This window comes from Actinoalloteichus fjordicus, assembly GCF_001941625.1.
GTDB lineage: Bacteria > Actinomycetota > Actinomycetes > Mycobacteriales > Pseudonocardiaceae > Actinoalloteichus_A > Actinoalloteichus_A fjordicus.
This window is the reverse complement of sequence record NZ_CP016076.1, coordinates 1,006,268-1,024,002: the sequence shown is the minus strand read 5'-3', so window position 1 is coordinate 1,024,002 and position 17,735 is coordinate 1,006,268. Positions and strand designations below refer to the sequence as shown.

Sequence of the window (17,735 nt, the reverse complement as noted above, 5' to 3'; positions counted from 1 at the left end):
GGGGGACGCTACCGGGCTCGGGTCGAGACGTGTCGCGTCCGTCGGCGAACACACGTCGGGGCCGCCGATCACTCGACGGCCCCGACATGACGATCACCGAGGGGATCGCACGTGGATCAGTAAGTGGGCAGGCTCGGATCGACCTCCCGCGCCCACCCGAGCACACCGCCGCCGACGTGGACCGCGTCGGCGAACCCCGCCCGATGCAGCGCGGCCAGCGCCTCCGCCGAGCGCACGCCGGACTTGCAGTGCAACACGATCGGCCGGTCCTGCGGCAGCTCCGCGAGGGCGTCCCCGGAGAGGATGCGGTCCTTGGGGATCAACACCGAGCCGGGGATGCGCACGATCTCGAACTCGTGCGGCTCGCGGACGTCGACGAGTGTGAAGTCCGCGCCCTCGTCGAAACGCTCCTTCAGTTCCTTCGGCGTGATGGTGTGGCGGGCGGCGGCCTGCTGGGCGTCGTCGGAGACCACCCCGCAGAAGACGTCGTAGTCGATCAATTCGGTGATCGGCTCCGCCGCCGGGTCCTTGCGGATCTTGATCGTGCGGTAGCTCATGTCCAGGGCGTCGTAGACCATCAGCCTGCCGAGCAGGGTCTCCCCGATGCCGACGATCAGCTTGATGGCCTCGTTGACCATGATGGAGCCGATCGAGGCGCACAAGACGCCCAGAACACCGCCCTCGGCGCACGAGGGCACCATCCCGGGCGGCGGGGGCTCGGGGTAGAGGTCGCGGTACTGCGGGCCGTGCTCGGCCCAGAAGACGCTCGCCTGGCCTTCGAACCGGAAGATCGAGCCCCACACGTACGGCTTGCCCAGCAGCACGGCCGCGTCGTTCACCAGATACCTGGTGGCAAAGTTGTCGGTGCCGTCCAGGATCAGGTCGTAGTCCCGGAAGATGTCCAACGCATTGGACGACTCCAACCGAACCTTGTGCAGATTGACCTGTACGAACGGGTTGATCTCCGCGATGGAGTCCTTCGCCGACTCGGCCTTGGGCCTGCCCAGGTCGGACTGCCCGTGGATCACCTGCCGATGCAGGTTGGACTCGTCGACGTCGTCGAAGTCGACGATGCCCAGCGTGCCGACGCCTGCGGCGGCGAGGTAGAGCAGCGCCGGGCTGCCCAGCCCGCCCGCGCCGACCACGAGCACCTTCGCGTTCTTCAGCCGCTTCTGCCCGGTCACCCCCACGTCGGGGATGATCAGGTGCCTGCTGTAGCGGGCGACCTCTTCCTTGGTCAGCTCCTCCGCAGGTTCGACCAGCGGGGGTAGTGACGGCCCTGGCATCAGCGGTCCTCCTCGGATAAGCACACGTAAGCACACGCACCGTGCTCTTTTCGGCGGCTCGCCGCCGTCTGTGCTTATACAACGCGGCGGGAGGCATCCGACATTCCGCTCCCACCATCTAGGACGGCGTCGCGGGGAGGTCGACAGGACGGCGCTGCGGCTGTGGCGCACGCCTCCCTATGCCGCCGCGTCCGCGTCGGCGCAGCACGTCACCGGGGCACCTCGGCGGCGAGTGAAGGCTCACGGTGCGAACGACGCCCTCAGCAGGCGACGTGCGCGAGAAGGACCGGAAGACGACCGAGCCGCGCTAGGGGCTCGGCCAGCCGTTCGGCTCGCAGACCTTGCCGTCGGCGACGTAGCCGCCCTGCGGCGAGAGGCTGTGGAGGACGTCGTTGGACAGGCTCCAGCTCTGCTGCATCATGATCGGCGCGGGCCCGCCGTGCACGTCGCAGGGCACGTGCACACCCAGCCCGAGTGCGTGCCCGACCTCGTGGTTGATCAGGTACTGCCGGTACCGCGTCGTCTCGCCCTGGAAGTCCCGCGCCCCCCGCACCCATCGCGCGGCGTTGAGATAGACGTACTCCTCGACCCGGCAGGAGGCCTCGTACTCGACGGCGCCGCCGCACCGCTCCTGCGCCAGGGACTGCGAGACCAGGATCACCCGGAAGTCCGGGACGGAGTTCTCATCGTCGATCCGCCGAAGCCCGACCGGTTGGGTCAGGCCGGGGTGGCGATTGCCGATCCAGCTCCGCTCGTCCGACAGGGTGTCCTGCACCATGGTCGAGTAGCCGTCCTCGTCGACGGGGACGTCCAGGCCCGTCTCGATCTCGACCGTGTAGTCGTAGACGAGCCCGGCCGACGATCCCAGCAGCTCCGTCGTCCCCGGCAGCACACGGAAGGTTCCGCTGCCGACGGTGGGGAACGGGCCGCCGCCCGGCAGCTCGGCGGCGACGATCGAGGGGTCGAATCGAGCGCCGGGGACCTCTTCGCCGATCTCGGGGGCCTGCGGCGCGGCCTCCCCCGCCTCCCCGGACTCGTCCGTCGGCTCCGGCCTGCCCTGGCCCGCGCTGCCGATGGCCACTGGACCGCCGCCCGACTGATCCGGTTCGCGGGCGACGTCGAGCACGATGAACAACGAGAGCACCAGCAGCAGCGGGAGTGCATAGAGCCGCCAGCCGTAGACGGAGAGCAGACCGCGTTTCACCCGCCGTGAGCCGCCTGCGCCGCCGTCGGATCGGTCGGGCTGATCACGGTCGGCATCGCCCGCCCGCGCCGACCGGCTCGTGGCGGGGCTCCAGTCCGCCGCAAGCGGCTCGGCCGCCGTTCGACGCCTGCCACGCTGATCACGACGTCCGGCGGGCCGTCGATGAGTCGAGGTCACGGCTTCCTCTCTCTCGTCGAGCGTGCACGGTCCCCCGACCCTGACGACACGCTGCCACACTGCCCTAGTTTGCGTCGATCACCGGATTCGGCCACGCGTTCGGCCTGCACACCGCGCTGCCGTCGGGCCCGGAGCCCTCGATTCCGCCCGCCTCGCCCAGCAGGCTCAGGTCCTCGTCGGCGAGGCTGACCGCCTGGTCCATCATCACCCTGGCCAGATCGCCGTCGGTGCCACAGGCGACATGCCGCAGGCCGAGGTGGTGGCCGACCTCGTGATTCACCATGTAATGGCGGAAGTCGGCCAGGTTCGACTCGTAAGAGTGTGCACCGCGAGTCCAGCGGGCCGCGTTCAGGTAGGCCCGGTCGCCGCCGTCCTCGGTGACCAGACAGGAGACCTCGAAGGGCAGCACCTCGCCGCAGGCCGCCGCCGCGGTCTGCTGGGAGACCAGGGTGATCCTGACGTCGGGGACGGCCGCAGGATCGTCCACCCGCTGCATCGTCACCTCGCCCATCCCCGGCCAGCTGCGCGGATCGACGAGCGTCTGGTCCACCATCAGGGAGAAGGCGTCCTCGTCCGCCGCCACGTCGAGACCCTCCTCGACCTCGACCGTGTAGGTGTGCAGGTCGCCCGCCTCGCCCAGGACGTCGGTCGTGCCCGCCAACAGTCGGAAGTCTCCGGAACCCGTCGTCGCGAACGCCTCGCCGTCGGGCAGTTCGGCGTTCGCGATCTCCACGTCCACCGGTTCCAACGGGCTCGGCTCCTCGCCGGACCCGGCCGTCGGGCCGCCCGCGCCGCCGGGCTCCTGCGTCGCCACGTCGCTAGGCGCCGACGCGGAGTCGGCGGGGGTGCGAAGGACATCGAGCACGACGACGACGGTCAACACCACGAGCAGGGGAACCGCGTAGAGCCGCCAGCCGAAGCGGCGGTGAATCGACCGCAGGCCGCGCGCGTCGTCCTGCTCCACGGCCGACGGCCGCTCGTCGGCAGGCACCGGCTGCCAGGAGGCCGCCAGGGGCTCGAGTTCGGCGGGTCCGTCGAAGGAGCCCGCGTCGTCGTCCTCGTCGCTCGACGGGCCGTTCCGCCGTCGCGGTTCGGTGGAGTTCTGGACGCGCGACCTGCCACGAGGGTCGGCGTCGCGACGTGATCCCTGCGTGGTCGGCGGCACGAAATCAGACTGCCATACCTCCGGAACGACCCCATTCATCACCGCCGAGGACGGGCGTGTCGGTCAGCGGCTCCGGAACGATCCGCGTCGAGGCCTCCGAGCTCACCGTCTCGGGCAACCAGGGTGCGGTGACCATCCCCAGCACCGCCTTCGCCACCAGTTCGGGCTGCTCCATCTGGGCGACGTGGCCGGTGTAGGGCAGCATCAGCAGCCTGCCGTGCGGGAGCGCGGTCGCGGTGCGGACCGCCTTGCGGGCGCTCATCAGGCGATCCTCTGTGCCCCAGATCACCAACGTGGGCGCCGACACCCTCGGCAGCACCCGCCACAGCGAACGGTCTCCTCTGGCCAGCCAGAACCGGATCATCGCCATCGTCGTACGGCCGAGGGCGGGCCCGGCCCACGAGGTGCGGCTCAGCCTGGCCATCTCGGCGGCGAACTCCTCGAGCCGGTGACGCGGCACCAGGTCGGGTCGGGCGAAGCACACCCGCATCATCTGCTCGGCCCGCGCCAACGGGGTCATCGCGGCCAGTGCCCGCCGGACCGGCTTTCCGACCAGCGGCAGGTAGGTCAGCGGGAAGCGCGGATCGGACAGCCGGTCCGGACTCGGCCGCAGGTCGGGCACCGCAGGCGAGATCAAGGTCAGGGTGGCCACCAGGTCTGGTCTGGTGGCCGCGACGATCGCCGCGACCAGGCCGCCGAAGGAGTTCCCCAGCAGGTGGACCGGCTCGGCCCTGCGACTCTCCAGCAGCCGGACCACCATCCGCACATGTGCCGCAGGCGTGTAGAGGAATCCGTCGGGCGGCGCCGAGCGGCCGAAGCCGGGCAGATCGACCGAGATGCCGTTCAGCCGCACCCGCAGCAGGCCTGCCAGGTCGGTCCAGTTGGACGCCGAGCCCGCGAGTCCATGCAGGTAGACGGCGGTCGGCGCGTCCGGCGTCTCGGCGGGGGTCTCCCTGACGTGCAGCCGGGTGCCCGCCACCTCCAACGTGCGGCCCGGCCAGGGACGTCGGGTCAGATCGAGCGGCGGCAGCTCCACGTCCGACAAGGGGACCCAGGTGAGGTCCGGCCGGTGCGTCGCCCGTCGGGCGGCCCAGTTCGGCAGCCGGAATCCGGACCTCGCCTTCGCCGTGCTCTCCGCCGTCGGCCCCGACGAGGTTCCCGGCCCGGCGCCCGGTGTGGGGGATTCGCCTGCGGACCGGCTCGCTCGTCGAGGCCGGGACTCCTGGCCGAATCGCGGCGGCGGGTGCTGCGGCTGTGGAGGCGTCACGTCTTCAGGATGCTGGACGACGGCCACCGATTCATCCCGAAGCCGCGAGGACCACTCAGACCACGCGTGCACTACGCGTGGTGACCTACCGACGAGTACGGTCGTGGGGCTCCACCGGTCGGCGAATGACAGCCCCGTGTCACCGCCGAAGTGGGCACGACCACCCGGTCGAGTCAGTCAGACTGCCACTGCCGGGGGAAGAACTTGTCGGGAGGCACAGATGACCGAGACGGCGCCGGAGACGGAACACACCGCACGCGGAGTGCGGCTGCCGCGCACCGCACGGCGCGCACAGCTCCTCAGCGCCGCCCAACACGTGTTCGTCGCGAACGGGTACCACGCCGCGGCGATGGACGAGATCGCCGATCGCGCGGGCGTCAGCAAGCCCGTCCTCTACCAGCACTTCCCCGGCAAGCTCGACCTGTATCTGGCACTGCTGGAGACCCAGGCCGACGAGCTCGTGCGCAGGCTGGACGCGGCCATCGAGTCGACCACGGACAACAAGCTGCGCGTGCACGCGGCGGTGGCCGCCTACTTCGACTTCGTCAACGGCGAGGGACACGCCTATCGGCTGGTGTTCGAGTCGGACCTGCGTGGCGAGCCCGCCGTGGAGCAGGCCATCGAGAACGCGACGTCCCAATGCGTCGAGACGATCACCCGCGCGGTGACCGCAGACGCCGGACTGGACGAGGAACGGGCCAGACTGCTCGCGGTCGGCCTCGCAGGCCTCAGCCAGGTGACGGCTCGCTACTGGCTGAACGACGGCCGTGCGCTGCCCCAGGACGACGCCGTCGCGCTGATCGCGGGCCTCGCCTGGCGGGGCATCGGGGGCTTCCCGCTCCAGTCGGGCTGACCGGCGCCGGGAGCTGGCTCGCAGCGTCGCGAGCCGGTACCGCCCGCCCCGTCCCCTGCGGCGAAGTCGACGTCACCAGGCCCGCCATGGGCAGGCGCCGGTCGTCTCCACGGCGAGCGACGGCGGCGAGCCGCCCACGAGACTCCAGCAGCGGCGAGCCGCCCACGAGACATCAGCAGCGGCGAGCCGCCCAGAGACGACCTCAGCGGCCGGCCGCCCGAGGAACCGTCAGCAGTGCGCCGCCGAGAAGATACTCAGTGGCGATCCCGCCGAAGGCGGCACAGCGGCGAGCCGCCGAGCGCGACACCGCAGGCTGAGCTGCTTGCGGAGAACACAGCGGCGAGCCGCTGCCGGAACACAGTGCCGGTCTGCGGGCGAGAACCGAGTGGGAAGGCCGGCGGCGAGAGATACTGCGGCGCCCGCCTGAGGCGTGCTGCGGCGGGCAGAACGTGTCCTGGCCGCGGCGCGTGGTGTGCGGTGCCCGCCTGCGGCGTCTCAGCCGACGCCGGGCCGTGCGGCCGACGCTGCCGGGTGCGCCGAGGCCGAGCGCAGCACCCGGTGGCTGCCGAGGCTGCGGACCACCCCGGTCGGGTCATGCGACCCGCCTGCGGCGGCCTGAGCCGGTGAGGACCGCGCGGCATGGCAGAACCTGCCGTCGCGGCCGTCACCTGCCTGCTCAGCCGTTGACGGCGAAGCCGACCCGTCGCGCTTCGCTCGGGCCGATCTCGATATAGGCGATCCGCCCGGTCGGGACCACGTACCGCCTGCCCTTGTCATCCACCAGGGTGAGCAGACCCTGCTTGTCACCCAGTGCATCGGTGATGAGCGTCTCCACCTCATCCGGCGACTGCGAGCTGGTCAGGACTAGCTCCCGAGAGCTGTCCGCGACGCCGATCTTTACCTCCACGCCGACCTCCGGTCGTCGAACTGCACGGTTTCCCGGCCAGGCTAGTCCAGCACGGCGCGGGCGACGCGCAGCCCCAGACACCGTCAAGGCGGTCCGCCCGGCAGCCGTCACGACGACCGGCGGGTGACGCGCAGGCAGGCTGCCGTCCGCAGTCCCGGCAGGCCCTGCCCGATCAGCCGCGTTCGAGGGATCGCCGATTCGATCGATCACCTGCGGCGGCGTCCTGAGCGAGCCCCGACACGTCGAGACGGCGTCTGACGGGAAACCCCGGCACCGTCTGTCCCAGCCGCACCGTCTGTCCCGGCCGACTCCCCGATCCCGACGAGACACGCCCGACTCGTCGGTCGCCGCAGACACGAAGAACTCGTGCACCCCGGCCGGGGCCCGCCACGCCCGCGGGCACCTCAGCCCAAGCCCAGCGCCGCCATCCGCTTCGTGTGGCTGTTCTGGAGCCTGCGCAGCAGTGCCCCGATGCCTGCCAGGTCACCGCTGCCCCGGATGATCAGCTCGGTGAGACCGTCTCGCTCGGCGGCCACGTACTGAGCCTGCGTGACGGCCTCGCCGAGCAGTCGCCTGCCCCACAGTGTGAGCCGGTCTCGCACGGTCCGATCCGCCGCACACGCCGCCTGGACCTCCCGCTCGGCGAAGGCCGAGTGCCCGGTGTCGGCCAGCACCTCCTGCACGAGTTCCTTGAGCGGCGAATCGAGCAGGTTGCCGATCTCCCGATAGAAGTCGGCGGCCAGCCCGTCGCCGACATACGCCTTGACCAGCGACTCCAGCCAGGTCTTCGGGGCGGTGGAGGCATGGAACCGGTCGATCGGCGCGATGAAGGGCCGCATGGCGACGGGCAGCGAGTGCCCCCGACCCGCCAGGTACTCGTCGAGAGTCCGATAGTGACCGATCTCGGCCGCCGCCATGCTGGCCAGCGCGGCTCGCCCTTCCAGCGTCGGCGCGATCCTGGAGTCCTCTGCGAGTCGGTCGAAGGCGGACAGCTCGCCGTACGCGATGACCCCGAGCAGGTCGATGGCGCCCTCGGGAATGGCCTCGCCCGGTGAGCTTCCGGACACCGCCTGTTGATCAGCCTCGGTCATGCCTAGCACCCTAGCCATCGGAGGGCTTGCGTCACACCTGCGAGACCCGAGCGCAGCTGATGCTTCATCGGCATGGGATGTCCAGGTAGGCTGGGTTGCGATGCAGAGGCAGTTCGCCGCGCCACGGGTCGGCCCATCGGATGGGTCGGGCGTCGCGAGAGCGGCAGCGAGCGGTCGTGCAGGAACAAGCGGTGGCGGTCAACCGTCACGCGAAAGGGCGCGCGCACTGTCGTCTCGGCCCTCCCGCGCCCGGCACACGAGACTCTCGAATGTGCCGACGACGGTCGAGCGGCTTCACCAGGGCCGTGCGCGCTGGTACGAGAGAGGCGATCCCCCTGACCATCCGCACAGAGAATGAGCGCCCGGACATCGACGAAAACGATGACACCGACCTGAGAAGGCTGGATCACAGCCAGACCGGCCTCCCCGAGGGAGACCCGTCCCATCCGCTGCAACCCGCGGCCGAGACGCCCGTACAAGCGTCCACCTTCGCGGAGTTGGGCGTCCACCCGGACATCGTCCGAGCCCTCGCCGAGGCGGGGATCGAACGTGCGTTCGCCATTCAGGAACTGACCCTGCCCCTCGCCCTGCAGGGCGAGGACGTCATCGGGCAGGCCCGCACCGGCACCGGCAAGACGTTGGGCTTCGGCATCCCACTGTTGCAGCGCGCCGAGCTGCCCGGCGACGGGACGCCGCAGGCACTGGTGGTCGTGCCGACCCGCGAGCTGTGTCTCCAGGTCACGCGCGACATCAACGACGCGGGCCGCCACCTCGGCGTCCGCACCCTCGCCGTCTATGGCGGCAGGCCCTACGAGCCGCAGATCCAGGCGCTGCGCACCGGCGTCGACATCGTGATCGGCACGCCGGGCAGGCTCCTCGACCTCGCGGAACAGCGTCACCTGGTGCTGGGCAAGATCCGCAACCTCGTCCTGGACGAGGCGGACGAGATGCTCGACCTGGGATTCCTGCCGGACATCGAGCGCATCCTGCGCATGGTGCCGGACGAGCGGCAGACGATGCTCTTCTCCGCCACGATGCCCGGTCCGATCATCACCCTGGCCAGGACCTTCCTCACTCAGCCGACCCACATCAGGGCCGAGGAGGTCGACGCGGGCGCGATCCACGAGCGCACCCGGCAGTTCGTCTATCGGGCACACGCGCTGGACAAGGTGGAGCTGCTCGCGCGCGTCATGCAGGCAGCCGACCGCGGGCTCAGCATGATCTTCACCCGCACCAAGCGGACGGCGCAGAAGATCTCCGACGAGCTGAGCGAACGCGGATTCGCCGCCGCCGCCGTGCACGGCGATCTGGGCCAGGGCGCCCGCGAGCAGGCGCTGCGCGCCTTCCGAGCGGGCAAGGTCGACATCCTGGTCGCCACCGACGTCGCCGCACGAGGCATCGACGTCGCGGGCGTCACGCACGTCATCAACTACCAGTGTCCCGATGACGAGAAGACCTACGTGCACCGGATCGGTCGAACCGGACGGGCCGGGCGCGAGGGCGTCGCGGTCACGCTGGTGGACTGGGACGAGGAACCGCGCTGGAAGCTCATCGACGAGGCGCTGAAGCTGGGCATCCCCGCGCCGGTGGAGACCTACTCCACCTCCGAGCACCTCTTCACCGACATCAACATCCCCGAGTCCGTCAGCGGCAGGCTGCCGTTGGGCAAGCGGACCAGGGAGGGCCTGGACGCCGAGCCGGTCGAGGAGCTGAGCTCCGGCGGGCGACGCAACAGGCAGCGCAGTGGGCGCAAGCCGAGCCGAGGCGGCGCAGGCGAGGGCACCCGATCCGCCGAAGACCGGCCCTCGGAGACCCCGGCGGCAGCGGATGAGGAGATCCCCCGCAGCTCGCCCCGGCGGAGCCGGTCCCGGCGCCGCACGCGTGGCGGCGTCTCGGTGGACGAGTCGCAGGAGCACGGTGGCGAGACCCGGTCGCCGGACAACTCCGGACCGGAGTCGTCCTCCCCGGAGCGGTCGCGCAGGCGCAGGCGGCGACGTCGGGGCGGGCAGACCGACGGCGCGGGTGACACCGGCACCGAGGCCTCGGCGGAGCGACCGGCAGACTGAACGTCGAGCGCGGGGCGATGAGGACCCTCGCGGCGAGGACAGCCGGGGTGGGAGATGGTTCGACCAGAACGACGAACGAAGGTCGACGTGCTGGTCGTCGGGCTGATCGTCGTCACCGCCCTCGTGGTGGGGGCTGTGTCGTGGCACACCGGAGACCTGCGGGCGACCACGCTGCGGACGGCGTCGGAGCCCGCCGAGGTTCCCGCCCCGCCCACCGGCCTTCCCCCCTCCCTCGCGGAGGTGTGGAGCGCACCGAGTCCTGCCACCGATCGACCTGCGGTGGCGGGCCCCTCGGTCGTCGTCGGTGCGGGCAGCGCCGTTCGAGGACTCGATCCGTTCAGCGGCGAGGAGCGGTGGAGCTACGAACGAGACCTGCCCCTGTGCACGGTGGGTGCGCAGTGGGACCGCGCCGTCGCGGTCTATCGGAAATCGCGCAACTGCAGCGAGGTCACCTCGCTGGAGGGTGACACCGGGGAGCGCGGCCCCCAGCGCAACACCGACGCCGAGCCGGGCACCTCGCTGCTCGGCGACGGCACCTACCTGACCGCGACCGGCAGGCACATCACCGAGGTGTGGGGCTCCAACCTCGTACGGACCCTCCAGTACGGCCGAGTTCCCGCGCTGGTCAATCCCGACCGGCAGCCGAGAGTCGACTGCGAACACCGTGCCTTCGCCGCGGGCGAGGCCCGACTCGCCGTCATCGAGCGCTGCGCCGAGGACGCCAACGAGCGGCTCACGGTGCTGTCGGCCAGGCCGGAGGACAACGACGAGCCGGAGGAGGACTTCAGCGTCCCGCTGGACGAGGCGGACGCGGCGCTGGTCGCGACCTCCGACGTGTTCACCGTCATCGCCACGCCGAGCCCGCCCACCCTGACCGTCTACGACTCCGAGGGCCTCCGGACCGACCACTTCCCGCTGCCGTTCACCGGGGAGCAGTTCGCCGAGTCCACGTCGTCGGTGCCGCTCACGACGATCACCGACGAGCACGTCTTCTGGCATGCGGGCGGCTCGACCGCGGCGCTGTCCGCCGAAGACGGCCGCCTGCTCTGGACGATGTCGGAAACCATGGGCGCAGGCACGTCGTTCGCGGGAGTCCTGCTCGTCCCGGTCCCCGACGGCCTCGCCGTGCTGGACCCGGCCACCGGCGAACGGCTCGGTGACTTCCCCGTCGATCGCGGCGACCACGACGGGCCGATCGTCATGGACTCGATCGGTCCGATCCTGCTCGAACAACGCGGTGACACGCTCGTCGCGCTGCGCTGAGGCGGGCTAGGCCGTTCGATGCCGCGTCGCGACGCGGCGGCTCGGGGCAGGCGAACACCTCTCCCGATCGCCGAGTCGATGCGGCAGACTCGAATGCGTGACCGTCCTTCGTGCCTCCCAGATCTCCCCGCACCACGCCGAGCACGTCAGGCTGCCCGGCGGGCCCGGCGAACTGGCCGCGCTGCGCGCCCGCCCGGCCACCGGCCGGACGCCGAAGGCGACCATCGTGCTGGTGCCCGGTTACACGGGCGCCAAGGAGGACTTCGCGCCGCTGCTGGACCCGCTGGCCGAGGCGGGCTTCGACACGGTGGCGGTGGACCTGCCCGGCCAGTTCGAATCGCAGGCCCTGCCGGATCGAGCCGACCATCTGCCCCTGCCGCTCGGCGAGGTGGTCGCGAAGCTCATCGAGGATCTGCGGGTAGCGGGACGGCCGCTGATCCTGCTGGGCCACTCCTACGGCGGACTGGTCGCACGGGGAGCGGTCCTGGCGGGCGCACCGGTCGACGGCCTGGTGCTGCTCGACACCGGTCCGGGCGCCCTGCCGCCCGGACCTCGGCGACAGACCCTGGACCTGGGCGAGCCCATCCTGGTCGAACACGGCATCGAGGCCGCCGAGCGTCTGCGCGACGCACAGGACACCGCGTCGCCCGCCCGCCAGGCACAGCCCGCCGAGCTGCGGGCGTACCTGCGGAGGCGCTTCCTGGCCTCGTCGCCCGCGAGCCTGCTCGGCATGGCCGACGGACTGCGACACGAACCCGACCGCGTCGCCGAGCTGGCGACCGCGCTCACGAGGGCCGGGACCCCCGTCCTGGTGTCGTCCGGTGTGGACGACGATGCCTGGTCGATCGACACCCAGCGAGACATGGCCCGGCGTCTCGACGGCGAGTTCGTCCTGATCGACTCCGCCGGGCACAGTCCGAACACGGAGAACCCGGCGGGCCTGCTGGCGGTGCTGCTGTCCACTTGGCGGCGTTGGATCGCCTGACGGCGGGACCACCCTCGAGTGTCGACGCAGCGTCACCGCTCGATGCACAGCTCCGCAGATCCGCGGCAGGCGGGCCGTTGGTCACGCCGAGTGGGCTGCCTGCCACGCACCTCTCACCGGCCACGCTCATCCGGACAGGACTCGCGCGCATCGGCATCGTCGCGGGTCGGCGGCGCGCGATCCGATCAAGAGTTCGCCTGCTCGGCGCGACACGATGCTCGGCGGCGCGCGATGCTCTCCGGTGCATCCGGGACATCGAGACCCGGTACCGCCGGGGTCCGCCTCGATCAGCGCAGCGCCGGGCGAGTCTCGACACCGATGTCCGTCTGCCGCGCACGGCTCGGCCGTCGTCCCGATCGCAGCCGAGGCGCGGTCGCATCGCCGACCGACCAGAGCCGCTCGTCACCAGGCACCGATCGACGTCCTTCGACGACGAGACGGCGGGAGAAGCCGGCGGTGCCCCACGCACGGTCCGGCCGAACATGAACGGTTCGCCCGATCCCACCCTCTTCGAAACACGCCACCCCGGCACTGCCGCCGGGAGAGCTGTCCGATCCGCGACGACGGCACACCCGCGGCGTCGGCCACGCCCTCACGGGTCAGAGCACCGCGAGAGCGGTCACTGCCACCACCAGAACCACAGCAGCGCGCCTGCCAGGACCAGGACGATCAGCGGGCCCCACCAGCGAACCGCGGTCCGTCGCCGGTCCGAGGCGCGTTGCAGCAGCACGGCACCGATCGCGAACAGCAGGTGCACGACAACCACCGCCCACCCCGGTCCCGGATAGCTGGCTCTCGTCGCCACCAGCTGGGCGATGATCATCGTCAGCGCCAGGATCACGAGCCCCGCAGTGATCGCGCCGCTCACCCCGCGCAACAGCCTGCCCGCCATGCTCGCCTGCTCGGTCATTCTCACCGTCTTCGAACCCGAAGTCATCGCCATGATCATCTGCTCACGGTCGGAGCAGCGCCCACGAGTCCAGCGGCGGCGCGGCGGCGCGGCCGTCCGCACAGGAGTTCCGGAACTCGCACCAGGAGCATCGACGGCCTGCCCTCGTCGGAAACAGCCGGTCCGCGTCGCCGCCCGCGCTCAGATCGTCCGAGGCCGACTGCAACTGCTCGGCCGTCGCCGAGGCCCGATTCAGATGCTCGTCCATCGAGGACTCGTCGTGCTCCCAGGACTGCACCGAACCGGTGGGCAGGTGGTGGAGTTCCACCCGCCTGCACGGTCTGCGCAGGGTCCGTCGCGCCGCCAACGCGTACAGGGCCAGTGCCTGGGAGTCCCTGGCATCGTCCACGGTGACGCCGTGCCTGCCGGTCTTGTAGTCGACGACGACGAGTTCGCCGCCGCGGGCGTCGATGCGATCGACGCGCCCCTCCGCCACGATCGTCCCGGCAGACGCGGAGACCCAGCGCTCCAGGGCGACGGGTTCCAGATCGGGGTCGGCGTCCTCGACGTAGTCCGAGACCCAGTTCTCCGCCCGCTCGCGGTAGTCGGCGGCCTGCGCCGCGTCCCGGAAGCCGTCGCTCTTCCAGTGTCGTCGGATCTCCGCCGACGCAGCCGCGAGCGTCCGGCCTCGACCAGGCATCGCGAAGATCGCGCGCAAGGCGTTGTGCACGACGGCGCCGAGGGTGCTGTGTGCCCAGGCGCCGCCTCTGGCAGGCGCCGGGCGGTCCAGATAGGTCAGCCGATAGCGACGAGGGCAGTCCGCCCAGCGGGCCAGCCTGGCCGGGGTCACCCGTACCAGTCTGCTCGGCATTCCCTCCAGGCCCAACTGCACCAGGACACCGTAGCCGGCAGCGCGGGTGTGGACATCGGCGGGATCGTCACCGTCCGAGACCGACCCGCACCTCGGTGCCGCTGGTCTGTGCAACCAGAGCCTCGAACTGCGCCGGGTCGGTGGTCTCCTCGCCGAGGCTGAGGGTCTTGTTCGTCCCGTGATAATCGCTGGAACCGGTGGTCAACAGGCCCAGTTCGCCCGCGAGGCCGCGCAGTTCTCGCCTGGTCGGCAGATCGTGATCCGGGTGGTCGACCTCGACGCCCGCGAGACCGGCCTCCGCCAGCTCCGCGATGGTCTGCGCATCGACCACCGGGCCTCGGCTCCTCGCGAAGGGGTGCGCCAACACGGTCGCCCCGCCTGCACGGCGGATCATCTCCACGGCCCGCAGCACCGGAGTGTCGGTGCGGCCGAGGTGAAATCGTCCGCCGGTGCCCAGGAAACGCCGGAACGCCTCGTCCACGCTCTCGACCACGCCTGCCTGCATCAGCGCCCTGGCGAGATGAGGTCGGCCCGCAGGCGCATCGGGCGGGAGAGCGGCGAAGAGCGCGGGGACGTCGATGGGGTGTCCCTGTTCCACCATCCGCTCCGCCATCAGCCGCAGCCTGGTCCGGCGCTCCGCGCGCAGCCGGGCCTGCTCCTCGACGATCTCCGATGCGGTGGGGTCGAAGAGGTAGGCGAGCAGGTGGACCGTGACGGGTCCGCCGGTCTCGTCGCGGGCCGCGCAGGAGAGCTCGGCACCGGGAACGAGCCGCAGTCCGGCGGGCAGGGCGGCGGTGGCCCGGTCCCAGCCTGCGGTCGTGTCGTGGTCGGTCAACGCCACGACGTCGAGGCCGGCCAGTGCCGCAAGGCGGACCAGTTCCTCGGGAGCGTCGCTGCCGTCCGACGCCGTCGAATGGGTATGCAGATCGATGCGCACCCGGACAGTGTCGTTCAGCGGGATTCGCCGGGGTGAACGACGCCCCGATCCGGGGCGGTCACCGCCGGGCGCCGACCCGACGTCGGCCCAGCGCGGCGCGACGGGCCTTCATCATCGAGAAGCGCTCGGACTGAGCCTTCTTGTCCCCGAAGACCAGCTCGGAGATCGCGTCGTTGATCTCCTCGGGGTTGGGGCAGTACTCGACCTTGTTCAAGGCCTGGATCTGGCCCGCCGACTCGATCACCAGCGTGCCGTACCCGAAGAAGCGACCCATGAGGGTGCGGCGGAACGTCAGGTCGGTGACCTTGGTGACGGGCATCATGGCCACGTTGGTCTCGAAGACGCCGGTGGTCAGCATGAACCGCTTGTCGGTGACGACGATCCGCTCCACCCACCACTCGATCACGTAGTAGGAGAAGCGGAGCACCACGAGCAGGCCCGCGTACCAGAGGATGTTCTGGATGAGCGCGGTGCCGGGCGGCATCAGGCCCGAGATCAGCATCAAGCCGACGAGCAGCGCCGTGGCCTCGAAGATGTCCCAGAGCATGCTCGCCCAGTGCCTGCGCACTCTGATGACGCGTCGCTCGCTCTCAAGCAGGTACTCGTCTGGATCTCTGGGTGCAAGCACAGTGCCACGACTCCTCGCTCCAGGTCGGCACCGGCCCCGGGAGCCGGTGCGCCGACCTGCTCAGAACAGATTCTGAACGAACGTGATGATCGCCTCGGCTGCGCCCTGGAGCGTGGCGAGGATGCCTTGGACCATGTTGGCGGACTCGTTGGGCTGGGTGATCAGGAGAAAGAGGAGCAACGCGATCCCAGCGAACATGAGGATCTTCTTGAGGTTCACGACGACCATCCCCGTCTGCTAGCTGCACCACTGCAGGCGCCCTGCTGATCCGTTGTACCGCACTCTGCCGCCCGCCGGCAGACATGTCCCGCGCTCGGGTCGGGATTTCGCACACCAGCCTGAACCTGATTACGCTCCGTGCCAATGGGCGATCCGGGTGAACTATACGGACGATCTGTCACTCGGGTGATCCACCGCCGGTCAGCAACCGTCGCGGAGATCGTCCCCGAAGCCGCGATCACTCGATCAGTCGATCACCCGACGGTCGCCCTAAGTGATCTTGATCGAACCCCTTAGACCAGACGCGAGTCCAGGTGAGACGGCCCGTCCGGCCGCCAGGGGCACCGCGCCTGCCCGCGACGAGCCCGCCGCCGGCGCCCCGACGGAGTGAATCTTGGGCATTCGTCCACATTGTCCGCTTCGATCGACGAAAGTCCAGGTCGAAGCACCGGAAAGGCTCCGACGTCCGCCGAAATGCGATCTTCGACACACCTCGGGGGCGTCCCGGAGCCGCTCCGGCGCGGACAAGAACACTCACCGCAGCCACCTCTGGGCTGAATTGATTAACTGACCGGCGAACAACTGGCGAGCGAGGCGGATTCGACTACCCAAAGTCAGATCAGCCCCCAGTCCATGCGCCGACCGTGTGCATCCGTTCGGGCAAGGACGGTCGCTTCGGGCACCCGGTCCCGCCACCGAACCACCGCCAACAGATGATCGACTCCCGGCGCCTGCGCCTCGACAGGCGCGAGGGACGGAGCAATCGCCCGCAGCGTCGAGAAGTCCGGCTCGACGCCGACCCACCAGAGTGGACGACCGGCGCCGAGTTCCGCGAGCCGCCTGGCGTAGTCCGCGCGCCGCTCGGCGGACTCGCCCGCGAGACTGCGCCCCTGGATGATCACCAGCGGCACCTCGCGAGGAACTCGGGCGGCCGCGTCGGCCAATCCTTCGACCGGGTCTCCGATCACCAGTTCGGGGGGCGATTGGCGCTGAATGGACACAGCGAGTTCCAAGCGGCGGAGCCGATCAGGTTGATCAGCCCAGACACAGGCCTCCATCCAGGCGACGTCGTCGGGATCGGCCAGGTCCATCGTGACCCGATCGAGGGCGACCCGGGCCGCGACGGCGAGCTTCGCGGGCAACGGCGGCAGGGAGACTCCGTCGGCCGTCCGCAGGGCGGCGCTGAGCACCAGGGGCGTCTTCTTCGGCCCCGACACCACCTCGCCGACGCCCGCCCCCTGGTACCGATAGCCGTAGCGGTGCGGGTTGAGCAGCAGCCCGGAGCCGGAGCCCACGGCGAGCAGTCCCAGCGGGGCGCGGGCCTGCTTGGCGATCATCGCCAGCGCCGGATAGATCAGCACCGCCCGGCCCACCTCCTCGTCGCACACGGTGCGGGTGGAGATGAGCCGGGTCGCCCGGTCCGACCGTTCGAGCAGGAAGTCGCGGAACAGGCCCCAGGTCTGCTGATCGACGCCGAAGGTCCCGCCGAGCGTCGGGTAGTAGTTGGACAGGGTCAGCCACGGCTCGGCCTGGATCAGCCGATGCGCCGCCGCGAGCAGCAGTGGCGGAACGGCGGACTGCGGCGGAGCCGTCGCCAGGAGACTGGAGACCTCGGGGTCGGCGGCGGCGTGCGCGGCCAGGTGCCGATAGAGCGGCGAGGCGGCGGTCCGGTCGGACTCGGCGAAGTCCCGGAGTCTGCGCCGGACCAGTTCCAGTTCCGTACCGTGCATACGTCTCCTTTGACGGGCCCGAACGACGGGCAGCTCCTCGGGTGAGCCCGAGGCGGGATTCGGCCTTGCCTACCGGGCCGCCCCAGTCTGCCCGGCACCCGAGTACGCTGGGCGGGCGACCAGAGCTGACCTGCCGTCCAGGACGACGGCCGAGCGCAAGGAGGTGGGGATCGTTGAGCAGCGCCGATAGTCCGTCG

Annotated in this window: 16 protein-coding genes; 4 read left to right on the top strand and 12 right to left on the bottom strand. The window is 70.6% G+C overall.

The features are described from left to right. Positions 1-116: 116 nt before the first annotated feature. The 4 genes from moeZ to UA74_RS04765 form a co-directional block, all read right to left on the bottom strand. A complete protein-coding gene (moeZ, locus tag UA74_RS04780; protein ID WP_075739230.1) occupies positions 117-1,286 on the bottom strand; it encodes an adenylyltransferase/sulfurtransferase MoeZ in 1,170 nt (389 codons plus the stop codon). Between the two features lie 307 nt (positions 1,287-1,593). Continuing rightward, positions 1,594-2,667 (bottom strand): DUF3152 domain-containing protein, encoded by a 1,074-nt coding sequence (locus tag UA74_RS04775; protein ID WP_075743419.1) that lies wholly within the window; start codon positions 2,665-2,667, stop codon positions 1,594-1,596. Positions 2,668-2,731: 64 nt separating this feature from the next. Beyond that, on the bottom strand, positions 2,732-3,832 hold the full coding sequence (locus UA74_RS04770; RefSeq protein WP_157433997.1) for a DUF3152 domain-containing protein: 1,101 nt from the start codon (positions 3,830-3,832) through the stop codon (positions 2,732-2,734). Between the two features lie 4 nt (positions 3,833-3,836). Continuing rightward, the gene (locus UA74_RS04765; protein ID WP_318533285.1) at positions 3,837-5,099 is read right to left on the bottom strand and encodes an alpha/beta fold hydrolase; all 1,263 of its coding nucleotides are present in this window, start codon (positions 5,097-5,099) and stop codon (positions 3,837-3,839) included. Positions 5,100-5,319: 220 nt separating this feature from the next. On the opposite strand from UA74_RS04765, the gene UA74_RS04760 reads away from it, so the two are divergent. Beyond that, a complete protein-coding gene (locus UA74_RS04760) occupies positions 5,320-5,952 on the top strand; it encodes a TetR/AcrR family transcriptional regulator (protein WP_075739226.1) in 633 nt (210 codons plus the stop codon). Positions 5,953-6,628: 676 nt separating this feature from the next. Here the strand turns inward: UA74_RS04760 and UA74_RS04755 are convergent. Together UA74_RS04755 and UA74_RS04750 are read right to left on the bottom strand one after the other, a co-directional pair. Continuing rightward, positions 6,629-6,859, bottom strand: coding sequence for a DUF3107 domain-containing protein (locus UA74_RS04755; RefSeq protein ID WP_075739224.1), 231 nt, complete (start codon positions 6,857-6,859; stop codon positions 6,629-6,631). 404 nt (positions 6,860-7,263) lie between these two features. Beyond that, entirely contained in the window at positions 7,264-7,950 is a 687-nt protein-coding gene (locus UA74_RS04750; protein ID WP_075739222.1) for a ferritin-like fold-containing protein, read from the bottom strand. A 269-nt stretch (positions 7,951-8,219) separates the two neighbouring features. On the opposite strand from UA74_RS04750, the gene UA74_RS04745 reads away from it, so the two are divergent. From UA74_RS04745 to UA74_RS04735, 3 genes are all read left to right on the top strand, one after another. Next, on the top strand, positions 8,220-10,016 hold the full coding sequence (locus UA74_RS04745) for a DEAD/DEAH box helicase (RefSeq protein WP_083682924.1): 1,797 nt from the start codon (positions 8,220-8,222) through the stop codon (positions 10,014-10,016). A 54-nt stretch (positions 10,017-10,070) separates the two neighbouring features. Next, on the top strand, positions 10,071-11,279 hold the full coding sequence (locus UA74_RS04740; protein ID WP_075739220.1) for an Rv3212 family protein: 1,209 nt from the start codon (positions 10,071-10,073) through the stop codon (positions 11,277-11,279). 97 nt (positions 11,280-11,376) lie between these two features. Then, the gene (locus UA74_RS04735) at positions 11,377-12,264 is read left to right on the top strand and encodes an alpha/beta fold hydrolase (RefSeq protein ID WP_075739218.1); all 888 of its coding nucleotides are present in this window, start codon (positions 11,377-11,379) and stop codon (positions 12,262-12,264) included. A 619-nt stretch (positions 12,265-12,883) separates the two neighbouring features. On the opposite strand, the gene UA74_RS30575 is transcribed toward UA74_RS04735, so the two are convergent. From UA74_RS30575 to UA74_RS04710, 6 genes are all read right to left on the bottom strand, one after another. Then, entirely contained in the window at positions 12,884-13,201 is a 318-nt protein-coding gene (locus UA74_RS30575; RefSeq protein ID WP_157433996.1) for a hypothetical protein, read from the bottom strand. 16 nt (positions 13,202-13,217) lie between these two features. After that, positions 13,218-14,024 carry a RecB family exonuclease gene (locus UA74_RS04725; protein WP_075743415.1) on the bottom strand — a complete coding sequence of 269 codons (807 nt, stop codon included), beginning with the start codon at positions 14,022-14,024 and terminating at the stop codon, positions 13,218-13,220. Positions 14,025-14,091: 67 nt separating this feature from the next. After that, a complete protein-coding gene (locus UA74_RS04720) occupies positions 14,092-14,961 on the bottom strand; it encodes a PHP domain-containing protein (RefSeq protein WP_157442158.1) in 870 nt (289 codons plus the stop codon). Positions 14,962-15,019: 58 nt separating this feature from the next. Beyond that, complete coding sequence (locus tag UA74_RS04715) at positions 15,020-15,589, bottom strand: PH domain-containing protein (RefSeq protein WP_075739212.1); 570 nt, start codon at positions 15,587-15,589, stop codon at positions 15,020-15,022. A 60-nt stretch (positions 15,590-15,649) separates the two neighbouring features. Then, positions 15,650-15,817: a hypothetical protein gene (locus UA74_RS31505; protein WP_157433995.1), complete on the bottom strand. Its 168-nt coding sequence runs from the start codon at positions 15,815-15,817 to the stop codon at positions 15,650-15,652. Positions 15,818-16,422: 605 nt separating this feature from the next. Continuing rightward, positions 16,423-17,538, bottom strand: coding sequence for a DUF2332 domain-containing protein (locus tag UA74_RS04710; protein ID WP_075739210.1), 1,116 nt, complete (start codon positions 17,536-17,538; stop codon positions 16,423-16,425). Positions 17,539-17,735 lie beyond the last annotated feature (197 nt).